Consider the following 11,073-nt stretch of genomic DNA (forward strand, 5'->3'; position numbering starts at 1 on the left):
CACTTTGGCGAAGCAAAGAAAGTAAGTCGCCCGCGCCGCGATAAGGCGCAAAGGTAATCGCATCACTCATGTTTGCCAAAGCACAGCCAATGCCATTTTAGCTTTACGGAATAGCCGTTTCAGGCTGCCCTATCGCCATCCAATCCCGCAAACAGCATAGGCAGCCTGAAAACAAGCATCCCCCCATCCCATCATCCCAATATCCACCAAACCCCTTTTCAGGCTGCCCAATCATGCCCACCGAAACCGCCCCCATCCAAACCCGCCCCATCACCCGCTACCACGCCCACGCCCTATCCCCCGCCGAAGACACCCTAGCGCAAGAAGCCCCCATCGCCCTTGTGTACAACGGCATCTCCCACGCCGTCCTGATGGCAACCCCGCAAGACATCCCCCAGCTCGCGCTCGGGTTCAGCATCAGCGAAGGCATCCTGCAACGCCCCAGCCAGCTCTACGACAGCGAAATCATCCACACACCGCACGGCATAGAAGCCCGCCTAACCATCGCCAGCGAATGCTTTGCTTCTCTCAAACAACGCCGCCGCACGCTCAACGGGCGCACAGGCTGCGGGCTTTGCGGCATAGACAGCCTAGCCGCCGCCCAGCCCTGCATCGCCCCCGTAGCACGCAGCCTGAAAACCCAAGCCGCCCACATCAGCCAAGCCCTTGCACAGTTTAACCAACACCAGCCGCTGCGCCAGCAAACAGGCAGCCTACACGCCGCCGCGTGGGTGGTCGGCAGCCAAATTCAAGCCAGCTACGAAGACATCGGGCGACACAACGCCTTGGATAAACTCATCGGGCATCTCGTGCAACAGCAAGCCAACCCCCAACAAGGCTGGTTGCTGCTATCCAGCCGCGCCAGCTACGAAATGATAGCCAAAGCCGCCAGCATCGGCATCCACACCATAGTCGCCGTGTCCGCCGCCACCGCGCTTGCCGCCCAAATCGCCGAGCAAACCCACATCACCCTAATCGGTTTTGCCAAGCCCGAAAAATTCACTATTTACACGCATCCGCAGTACATCACAGCCTAGCTCATCCGTTTCAGGCTGCCCCATCATCCACAAGGAACGCATCATGCCTTTTTTCAGCAAACTATTTGGCAACCAGCAACTCATGGACTGGAAAGCCTTTGTAACCTACTACGCCGACTACGCCAGCCAACAGCTCGGGCAGCCCGTAGAAATAGAATGGGGCAACGATATGGAACAAACCACCATCCGCCTGCCCAATGGACAAGGTGGCACGATGGCGGGCTATTTGGGCAACTTCTACGCCATCTATCGCCAAAATCCCGAAGATTTAGACGAAATCGTTGCCCACACCTTCGCAGGTTTAACAGAAGCGTTTAACGGCAACCCACAAGGCGACATCAAAGCCCATATTTTCCCCGTTATCAAAAACCACGAATGGATGGCGCAATACCGCGCACAAATGCGGCAAGCCTACCCCGATGCCGACACAGACGACGGCTTGCTACACGCGCCGATAGCAGGCGATTTGGTGTTGAACTATGTGCTAGACCTGAACGAAAGTATGCGCTATCTCACCGAAAAAGATTTAACCGAACAGCAAATCACCACAGAAGACTTATTCACGCTTGCCGCGCAGAATTTCTTGGACTACATCGACGGCAATATCAGCTTACAGCAGCTAGACGACAGCGCCGTGGTGCTGTTTGAGCTGGATGGCACATACAACGCCAGCCTGCTGCTTTGCGTGAACAACTTGCTGGATGCCGCCGAGCTGCCCTTTGCCCACGACTGCATTTGCGCTGTGCCCGCCCGCGATGCCTTGCTCGCCTGCCCTGTTGATGATGAAGCCGCCATCGCCCTGATGCGCGAAATAGCCACCGAGATTGCCGAACAATCGCCCTATCGCGTGTCCGACTACCTTTATCGCGTAACCAACGGCAAAATTACCCCGTTTGACGAAATGCCCACCCAGCATTAACAGGCAGCCTGAAACCCCACCCCCACACACAAGGACTCCCCCATGACCCCCGAACAAATCCAAAACAAACCCTTCTTCTACAAACCCTTCTACATCCCCCCCAAAGCCGACCTATTCGCCCAACGCGCCGCCCGCTTCCAAGAGCTTGCCCAACAAGACCCCTCCTCATGGCACGACTACCTCACCATCATGGCAAACCTCGCCCAAGCCCAGCAACACGCCCTAGACCAATACCCAAGGCAGCCTGAAAACGAGCGCAGCAAACTTCAACCCACCCTCCCCCCGCACACCATCAGCAGCCTGCACACCATCATCCACCACATCGCCCCCACCCTAGCCCCCAGCATCCAAACCACCCTAACCACCCTGCTGCAACTGCCCGAAGCCGAGCTCATCGCCCTTGCCACGCGCGTCTTGCAAGGCACCGCCTCCGAGCAAGAAAAACCCTACCAAATCTGGCTACACGCCGCCCTACAAGTCGCCTACACCGCCCAAGCCCAACAGCAAAGCGACGACACCATCCCCCCGCAAGACGACCGCGCCCACTGCCCACACTGCGGCAGCGAAGCCATCGCCTCCATCATCCTAAGCGGCGGCGACTGGGACGGACTGCGCTACCAACACTGCGCCCTGTGCAACAGCCAATGGAACGCCCTACGCGCCAAATGCACCTACTGCAACGACCAATCCGCCATCTCCCACCAGCAAATAGACGACCCCGCAGCTCCGCCCGTTTACCAAGGCGCGCGCGCCGAATGCTGCGGCAAGTGCCACCACTACCGCAAAGTCTTTCTCCACAGCCAACAACGCCACGCCGACCCCATCGCCGACGACCTAGCCAGCCTCGCCCTAGACATCCTAGTCGCCGAACAAAACGAATACACACGCTGCGGGCATAACCCCTTTTGGTTGGAAGACTAAATCCGTTTTCAGGCTGCATCATATAAACAAAAGGCAGCCTGAAAGTGAAATGTGGCATATAGGACAAAATGGAGGCTAAAACCCGCTAGAAACCTTATCCTATAAGGTTTTAAACGGAGTTAAAACCTTTGAACACAAAAAATGCTTTTTCTGTGGCTTAAAACAGGTCAAAAAAAACGGTAGCCGAAACGGTAAACAACGCTATAAATGCCATGCCTGCGGCAGACAATTTGAAGGTGGCAAACGACTTAATCCGCAAGAACTGTGGCAAGCCTATACCGCAGCCCAACCATCCGCTGTCCCATTCAGCCATCATAAAAGGCAGCCTGAAAACGGTGTTTACCCATTTTCAGGCTGCCTAATTGTTTGCTTACATCAATTCGCCAACTTCCCCGCCACATCACGCAACGCCGTGCGCAAGCCCTCTTCAATCACGGGATGATAGAACGGCATTTCCAGCATTTGCGGAATGGTCATGTGCATTTGGTGCGCCCAAGCCAGCAGGTGCGCCAAGTGTTCCACCGCAGGTCCAATCGCTTCCGCGCCCAGCAGCCGCCCCGTCGCCTTGTCGGCATACACGCGCAACACCCCTTTGTTCACCAGCATCACGCGGCTGCGCCCTTGGTTGCGGAACGACACTTGCCCGATAACCACATCGCGCTCAAAACGCTCGCCATACTGCGCTTGCAACGTGGCAAAACGCGCGCCCACCGTTGCGATTTGCGGATGGGTGAACACCACGCCCAGCAGGCTGCGGCGCAAGCCTGCTTGCACGTTGGGGAAACGCCCCGCGTTGTCGCCCGCGATTTTGCCTTGGTCGGCAGCTTCGTGCAGCAGCGGCAGTTGGTTGGACGCGTCGCCCGCGATGAAAATATGCGGGATGCTGGTTTGCATGGTGTGCGGGTCGGCAACGGGCACGCCGCGCGCGTCCAGCTCAATGGGCAGGTTTTCCAAGCCCAAATTGTCCACATTCGGGCGGCGGCCTGTTGCCGCCAGCAGATAATCCGCCGTGAACGTGCCGCGCTCGCCCTCTTGCGTCCAGCGCACCTGCACTTTGCCCTCGGCGGTTAATTGCGTTTCGGTTTGGGCATCCAAATGCAGCGTCATCTCCGCGCCAAAAATTTCAACGGCTTCTTGCAGCACCACAGGGTCGGAAATGCCACCGAGCAAGCCGCCCAAGCCGAAGATTTCCACGCGCACACCCAAGCGGCTCAGCGCCTGACCCAGCTCCAAGCCAATCACGCCCGGCCCGAACACGGCAACGCTTTCAGGCAGCGTGTCCCACGAGAACACGTCGTCGTTCACAATCAGTTTGTCGCCCAAGGCCTGCCATTGTGGGAACACCACGGGGCGCGAACCGGTGGCGATAACGATGCGGTCGGCGCGGATTTGCGTGTGATCGTCCACTTGGACGGTGTGCTCGTCGATAAATTTGGCGTGTCCCATGATGCGTTTGCTTTCGTCCCACGCCATCACGTCTTCCACCACAAAGCCGACGAAACGGTCGCGCTCGGATTTCACGCGGTTCATCACTTCCGCACCGTCCACGCGCACGGACGATTTGTCCAAATGCACGCCGAACGGGTCGGTGTGCAGCGCGTGGTGCCGCGCTTCGGCGGCGGCAATCATCAGCTTGGAGGGCATGCAGCCCACGCGCGCGCAGGTGGTGCCGAATACGTTGCCTTCAATCAGATAAACATTGGGCGTGTGCAACAGGGCATTGCGGTATGCGCCCATGCCTGCCGTGCCGCCGCCAATCACTACAACGTCTGCTTGGATTTGTTTCATGATGCGTTCCTTTCGGGATTCGGATAATAAAGTTTCGCTATTGTATTTTAGATTGCGGTTGATTTTGATTAAAAGATTTAATTCGGGTGTTTGGGCAGCCTGAAAACTTTGTCCAACCTGCGAGCGGTGGAGCGTCGGCGGCTCGCCGACTTGGTTTCAGCCTTATCTTATCAGCATTTGGCGACGAGCCGTCGCCGCTCCATTCCGGTTTCAGGCTGCCTCAGGGCGTTACGCATAGGCAGCCTGAAACCATGTTCTTGCTGCCGCTATGCTGCTTCAATCACGCCCAATTCCACCAAGCCGCGATAGATGCCGTCTTCATCAATGCTGGGGCAAACATAATCGGCAACGGCTTTAAGCGCAGGGATGGCGTTGCCCATTGCCACACCAAAGCCCACGGCTTTTATCATTTCCACATCGTTCGCGCCATCGCCAAACGCCATGCTGTCGGCAAGGCTGATGCCCAATTTGTCTAACACGGCGGCAATGCCCCGCGCTTTTGAGCCCGCTTTATCCAAAATGTCCACACCGCTGGGATGCCAGCGTATCGTTTGCAGCGTGGGCGGCAACAGCGCGGCAACTTCGTTATCTTGCTCGGCGGGGTAAAACGCAAGCATTTGATAGGTGGCGTATTGCCCGCAGGCTTCGGGGTCGCGGTAATAACGGATGCCCAGCGCGTTGAGTGCGTCTTGCAGATAGTGGTTTTCGGCGATAGCAAACAAGCCTTCGCGCGTGGCAAACGCGTGGGCGATGCCGTGCGCGGTTAGGTAGCCTGAAAACTGGGCAAGCAGCGCGTTGTCCAATGGAAACGCGGCAAGGGCTTTGCCTTGGTATTCCACATATTGCCCGTTGAGCGAGACTATCATGTCTATACCGCATTCTTCAATCAATTCAATGATTTTGGGCGGAATAATGGGGATGGTGCGCCCTGTGGCGATGGCGGTGATGATGCCTTTTTGTTTCAACAATTTCAGCGCGGTTTTGGCACTTTCGGGCACATATTTTTTACCGCGATTGATGTACAGCGTTTCGTCAATATCAAAAAAGATGATTTTGGGCTGGGGTTTCATAGCAATTCTTTGGGGATGGTGCAAACGGGGATGGGTTGGATTTTATGCTGCGTGGCGCGGTTGAGTTTCACAAAAATATCAAACACTTCTTGCTCGCGCCCTGATAGCGCATCGCGCGTGATGCCGCGTTCAAATTGCGCCATCGCGCGTTCCAATTCGGGGTAGCTTGCGCCCATTTGTTGCTCATCGGTGCGCTCGCCGTCCCACAGCCCATCAGTGGGCGCGGCGGTTTGGATGGATGGGGCAATGTTTAATTTTTTTGCGATTTCATATACTTGCGTTTTGAGTAAATCGGCAATCGGGCTGATGTCCACGCCGCCATCGCCGTATTTGGTGAAAAAACCCACGCCAAAGTCTTCCACTTTGTTGCCCGTGCCCGCCACCAGCAAGCCGTTGATTTGCCCGTAGTAATACAGCGTGGTCATGCGCAGGCGCGAGCGGGTGTTGGCTAGGGCTAAATCTTGATTGGGGCTTTTCAGGCTGCCTGAAAGCACGGTGCGTTCAAATTGCTCAAAGGTGGGGGTTAAATCCACGGTTTCGCCGCGTGCGTTGGCATATTGGGCAACCAGCGCGGCGATGTGTTCAGCGGCGCGGTCAAATTGGTCAATCTTTTGGCGGATGGGCATATTGAGCAGCAGCGTGGGCAGCGCGGTTTGGGCGCACAGCGTGGAGACCACGGCAGAATCAATGCCGCCCGACACGCCCACCACAAAACCTTGGGAGCGGGCTTGGGCGGCGTAATCGCGCAGCCAGTTTACGATGTGTTGGATGATTTTTTGCGTTTGCATGGGGAAGTCCTTTGTGGGATGGGTTTCAGGCTGCCTTTGGATGGATGAGTAGAATGATTTGAGGCAGTCTGAAAATGATAAGGCAGTCTGAAAAGCGCATTATAGCGGGACAACAGTTTTCAGGCTGCCTCTATCGCCCAATGCAGCCCGCGTAGCGTAGCTGCGGAGCTAAAACCGCGCTATAATTAACCCATCCTAACCTTTATTTACAAACTCTCTCGCGTTATCCAAAATGAAAGGAATAATGATGAAACACGCCATTCGTTTGAGTCTGCTAGCCGCCGCATTTGCCACCACAATGTTGCACGCCGCCCCCATCAAAGGCGCGTGGCAAATAGAAGAAGATTGGCAAATGGGATGCGACAACACAGGCACTTGCCTCATCGCAGGCTATTCAGAGCTAGGCAGCGATAAGCCCGTGAGCGTGCTGTTTACCCGCGCCGCAGGCGAAAACACGCCGATTGAGGGCGATGCTTATCTGATTAGCGAAAAAGAATTGTCCAGCGCAGAATTGTTGATTGACGGCAAGTCGCATGGGCAAGTTACCTTGGACAAAAATTCGGGGTATGGCAAATTAAGCGATAGACAAACCCAAGCCCTGCTTACCGCCGTAAAACGCGGGCAAAGCGTTACTTTCCAACACCAAAATGAAACGTGGACGCTATCCAACAAAGGCGCAACTGTAACCCTGCTGCACGCCGATAAATTTCAGCAACGCGAAGGCACGCCCAGTGCGTTTATTCATATTGGCAACGAGAAAAAAACCGTGCTTACCGCTGCGCCCAAGCCCGTTATTACCGTGCCGCCCGTGTTGCCTGCCAAGCCCGTTATCATCAAATACGGCAGCAAAGGCTATAAAAACCTACTGGCGCAACTGCTTGCTGTGCGCAACGCCGCCTCGCCCAAAGACGAGCAAAGCCATACTTACGATTGCGCGGACGTGGATGACGAAAAGGAAAACATGGTGCTGTACCCAATTGATAAAGATAACGCACTGTTATCCGTATTCTGCGGGCGAGGCGCATATCAAGGCATGGATGACTATTTCCTTACCGATGGCAAAGGCAAAACGGTAAAAAAATATATCGGCTTGCTTGGCAATATGGGCGATGGTTACGAAAACGGCTTACTCAACGTTGGCTTAAAAGGGCGTGGCTTGGGCGATTGTTTTTCCACCGAAACCTACGCATGGAATGGCACAGAATTTGTGCTTGCCGAAGAAAAAGATACAGGTCTGTGTCGAGGATTCCCTGGCGGCGCGTGGGATTTTTATAGCATCACATCGGAAATCCGCCACGCCAAATAATGCGCTACTGAATGGCAAATTATGTAAAGCCATGCCAACAAATAATGAGAATAAATTAAAACAAATTGACATAAATTAAGACAGAGTGGACTAATAGGTCTAAAATCTCAAAAAATTGAGCAGCCCAAATCGCTCATCTTAGAACCTGTATTCACTATTTTCATAGGCAGATTTGATGACATAAAAAGCGTGGATACAAGGCAAAAAGCACAGCAAGGTTGAACACCTTGCGCGCATTTTTAACGCAGTAGCCACGTTTTTAGGGCATAAAAGATGCCTATGAAAATAGTGAATACAGGTTCTTATTCCAAGCTGTTTTCTACGCTTCACAATTTGACCCCTTTTCACAACGTTTGAACAAAATGCAGTAAGCGTTTTGGTTGTTTGAAAGCGCGCGCTGCAAGTTAAGGAGCTTATGATGGAAAAGAAAGCAAAAAAACCGTTCCATTTCCCCTCCGCGTTCACCATTTTGTTGATTATTATGGTGATTGCCGTGGGTGCAACATGGATAGTCCCCTCTGGTACGTATTCCAAACTGACCTACAATTCAACCGAAAAAGTGTTTGTCATCAAAAAACATGGCGAAGCAGACACCACCATGCCCGCCACCAAAGAAACTTTGGACAAACTCAACATCAAAATTGAACTCAAAAACTTCACCGATGGCGTGATTCGCAAACCCATCGCCATTCCCAACAGCTATCAGCGCGTGCCGCAACACCCCAAAGGCTTGGGCGACATTGCCGAAAGCATGGTGCGCGGCACGATTGAAGGCGCAGACGTGATGGCGTTTATCTTTGTGCTCGGTGGCTTAATCGGCGTCATCAACAAAACAGGCGCATTCAACGCGGGCTTAACCGCGCTGTCCAAACGCAGCAAAGGCAATGAATTTATGATTGTGTTTATGGTGTGCGTGTTGATGGCGTTGGGCGGCACAACCTGCGGCATGGAAGAAGAAGCGGTGGCGTTCTATCCGATTTTGGTGCCCGTGTTCTTATCGCTGGGCTATGACTCCATTGTATGCGTGGGCGCGATTTTCTTGGCTTCATCGATGGGGACGGCGTTTTCCACCATCAACCCGTTCTCGGTGGTGATTGCGTCTAACGCGGCGGGGATTGTGTTCACGCAAGGCATTGTGCCGCGCGCGATTGGCTTGGTGCTGGGCACAGGCTGCGTGATTGCCTACCTGCGCTGGTACACCAACAAAATCAAAGCCGACCCCAGCTTCTCGTACACTTATGAAGACCGCGAAGAGTTTTACAAATTGTATATGCAAGATGTGAAAGCCGAAGGCGAAGTGGCGTTTGACTGGCGCAAAAAAGTGATTTTGGTGCTGTTTGTGGCGGCGTTCCCCATTTTGGTGTGGGGCGTGATGTCGCGCGGCTGGTGGTTCCCGCAAATGGCGGCTTCGTTCTTAACCATTGCGTTTTTTGTGATGATTTTGTCGGGGTTGCGCGAGCAAGATATTGTGAACTCGTTTACCAAAGGCGCGTCTGAGCTGGTGGGCGTATCGCTGATTATCGGCTTGGCGCGTGGCGTGAACATGGTGCTGGAAGAAGGCTTGATTTCCGATACCATTTTGGATTTTTCTACCCATTTGGTAACAGGTATGCCGCCCGCTTTGTTTATTATGGCGCAACTGGTGGTGTTCTTCTTCTTGGGCTTGATTGTGCCGTCTTCTTCTGGCTTGGCGGTGCTGTCTATGCCGATTATGGCTCCGCTGGCGGACACGGTGGGCGTGCCACGGCATATTGTGGTGAGCGCATATATGTGGGGGCAATATGCGATGCTGTTCCTTGCGCCAACTGGCTTGGTGCTGGTTACCCTGCAAATGCTGAATATTCCGTTTAACAAGTGGGTGAAATTTGTGCTGCCGATGATTGGCGCATTGCTGGCGATTGCCACGGTGATGCTGATGACGGAAGTGGCGTTGAGTTAGTTTGCCTGTTTGTTGGTAGATAGTGATTAGCCCATCGGGAGCAATGGCTTTCGGTGGGCTGGTTTTTTGTTGGGGCGGGGGTGATAGGCAGCCTGAAAATGGAGAAACACTGTTTTCAGGCTGCCTTAGTGCTGTGTGTTTGGAAGATAGCTGGCTTGTTACAAAACGATTGGGCAAAAATTAGGCAGCCTGAAAACGCTTTCCCCGCTTTCAGGCTGCCTTTGATAACGCACGATTGGTTATCCTACCCACCGCGCAGCCGCGCTAACTCCGCTTTCACCTGCGCCACTTTCTCTTCGGTAAACAGCCGCTCCAAATTTCGCCAAATGCTGTGGTAGCCAAACCGCTCGTGCTTCATCTCTGCCAGCGCATCGGCAATCGGCATATCGTGGTAAACAATACGATACATCGCCACAATCGTCCCCGTGCGGTCTGCGCCGTGGTAGCAATGCACCAGCACCGCGCCTTTTTGCTGCTGCTGTTCAATCGTCCATAACACGCGGGCAATATCGCGCGGCTGCACGCGCCAAGTGAGCAAGGGGTGGTTAATCAACGCCACATCGGGGCGGTTGGCAAAAACCTTTTGGTTTTTCTTGCGCCTAAAATAGCGCAGATTGACCACGCTGCGAATGCCAAGCTGGTGCACGGTGGCAAGGTCGTTGTGGCTAAGCTGCTCGCTGCGGTAGAGTTTGTCGTCCACGCGATATAAATTGGCATCGTGTTTAATCAGTTGCATGGTTTCTTTCGGCGATGATGGCGGCGTGGCGGGCATGGGCGGCGCGGCAAAGGCAAGCGCGGGCAATAGTAAAAATGGGAGCAATAATCGGCGCATGATGTTGGGCATTGAGTTACAAAAAATCGCGTGAACAAGCATTCACGCGATGAAATCTTGGTGGGTCGGGTGGGGTTCGAACCCACGACCAAGGGATTATGAGACGCGTCTTTTAATTATAACTAATTGATTATTAAAGAGTCAATACCTGCACAATACAGTCTAATTCAGCCACATTCAGCCACATTCAGGCACAAATTGGACACACGCGCAAAAGAGCCAAAACGCAAACATCTACACGGATTTTTGTGGATTTTTTCGTTGGTGGTGTCCTAAAAAGTATGCTGACTTGATTATGGTTGATAGCAAGCAGTATTGGGTAAAAACTCCGCAATCTGTTCTCTCTCCCGCCAGCGGGGGCAGGAACAGTAGTGCAGCATACTTTTTAGGACACTACCTTTTCGTTTTTGTTTTTTGCGAGGATTCATTATGTTTAAAAAAACCATTGCCCTTTTGCTGGCAACCGTTTTCCC

Annotated in this window: 13 protein-coding genes; 7 read left to right on the plus strand and 6 right to left on the minus strand. The window is 53.7% G+C overall.

What is annotated here, in order from left to right:
- Positions 1-103: 103 nt before the first annotated feature.
- The gene (locus tag Q4A85_RS12675) at positions 104-256 is read right to left on the minus strand and encodes a hypothetical protein (protein WP_303110923.1); all 153 of its coding nucleotides are present in this window, start codon (positions 254-256) and stop codon (positions 104-106) included.
- On the opposite strand from Q4A85_RS12675, the gene fdhD reads away from it, so the two are divergent.
- The 4 genes from fdhD (at position 234) to Q4A85_RS12695 (ending at position 3,239) form a co-directional block, all read left to right on the plus strand.
- Positions 234-1,037 (plus strand): formate dehydrogenase accessory sulfurtransferase FdhD, encoded by an 804-nt coding sequence (gene fdhD / locus Q4A85_RS12680; RefSeq protein WP_303110925.1) that lies wholly within the window; start codon positions 234-236, stop codon positions 1,035-1,037. The genes Q4A85_RS12675 and fdhD overlap by 23 nt on opposite strands.
- A gap of 43 nt (positions 1,038-1,080) precedes the next feature.
- Complete coding sequence (locus Q4A85_RS12685; protein WP_303110927.1) at positions 1,081-1,956, plus strand: DUF1444 family protein; 876 nt, start codon at positions 1,081-1,083, stop codon at positions 1,954-1,956.
- A gap of 42 nt (positions 1,957-1,998) precedes the next feature.
- Positions 1,999-2,877, plus strand: a complete 879-nt coding sequence (locus tag Q4A85_RS12690) for a formate dehydrogenase accessory protein FdhE (RefSeq protein ID WP_303110929.1) — start codon at positions 1,999-2,001, stop codon at positions 2,875-2,877.
- 212 nt (positions 2,878-3,089) lie between these two features.
- Positions 3,090-3,239 (plus strand): hypothetical protein, encoded by a 150-nt coding sequence (locus Q4A85_RS12695; protein ID WP_303110931.1) that lies wholly within the window; start codon positions 3,090-3,092, stop codon positions 3,237-3,239.
- A gap of 13 nt (positions 3,240-3,252) precedes the next feature.
- On the opposite strand, the gene Q4A85_RS12700 is transcribed toward Q4A85_RS12695, so the two are convergent.
- Entirely contained in the window at positions 3,253-4,665 is a 1,413-nt protein-coding gene (locus Q4A85_RS12700; RefSeq protein WP_303110933.1) for a dihydrolipoyl dehydrogenase, read from the minus strand.
- 126 nt (positions 4,666-4,791) lie between these two features.
- Between Q4A85_RS12700 and Q4A85_RS12705 the strand changes: the two genes are divergently transcribed.
- Positions 4,792-4,974, plus strand: coding sequence for a hypothetical protein (locus Q4A85_RS12705; RefSeq protein ID WP_303110935.1), 183 nt, complete (start codon positions 4,792-4,794; stop codon positions 4,972-4,974).
- Here the strand turns inward: Q4A85_RS12705 and Q4A85_RS12710 are convergent.
- Complete coding sequence (locus Q4A85_RS12710; protein ID WP_303110936.1) at positions 4,932-5,735, minus strand: Cof-type HAD-IIB family hydrolase; 804 nt, start codon at positions 5,733-5,735, stop codon at positions 4,932-4,934. The genes Q4A85_RS12705 and Q4A85_RS12710 overlap by 43 nt on opposite strands.
- A complete protein-coding gene (nadE, locus tag Q4A85_RS12715) occupies positions 5,732-6,523 on the minus strand; it encodes an NAD(+) synthase (protein ID WP_303110938.1) in 792 nt (263 codons plus the stop codon). The genes Q4A85_RS12710 and nadE overlap by 4 nt, the downstream gene beginning before the upstream one ends.
- Before the next feature lie 247 nt (positions 6,524-6,770).
- Here nadE and Q4A85_RS12720 point away from each other — a divergent pair, with 247 nt between their 5' ends.
- On the plus strand, positions 6,771-7,829 hold the full coding sequence (locus tag Q4A85_RS12720) for a DUF1176 domain-containing protein (RefSeq protein ID WP_303110940.1): 1,059 nt from the start codon (positions 6,771-6,773) through the stop codon (positions 7,827-7,829).
- 418 nt (positions 7,830-8,247) lie between these two features.
- Positions 8,248-9,768 (plus strand): YfcC family protein, encoded by a 1,521-nt coding sequence (locus tag Q4A85_RS12725; protein WP_303110941.1) that lies wholly within the window; start codon positions 8,248-8,250, stop codon positions 9,766-9,768.
- A 244-nt stretch (positions 9,769-10,012) separates the two neighbouring features.
- Here Q4A85_RS12725 and Q4A85_RS12730 read toward each other — a convergent pair whose 3' ends face one another.
- Both Q4A85_RS12730 and Q4A85_RS12735 read right to left on the minus strand, forming a co-directional pair.
- On the minus strand, positions 10,013-10,600 hold the full coding sequence (locus tag Q4A85_RS12730; protein ID WP_303110942.1) for a tyrosine-protein phosphatase: 588 nt from the start codon (positions 10,598-10,600) through the stop codon (positions 10,013-10,015).
- 293 nt (positions 10,601-10,893) lie between these two features.
- Positions 10,894-11,073, minus strand: a 180-nt coding sequence (locus Q4A85_RS12735) for a hypothetical protein (RefSeq protein WP_303110944.1), incomplete at its 5' end; no start/stop codon positions are given.

Source organism: Kingella sp. (in: b-proteobacteria), assembly GCF_030527935.1.
Lineage (GTDB): Bacteria > Pseudomonadota > Gammaproteobacteria > Burkholderiales > Neisseriaceae > Kingella_B.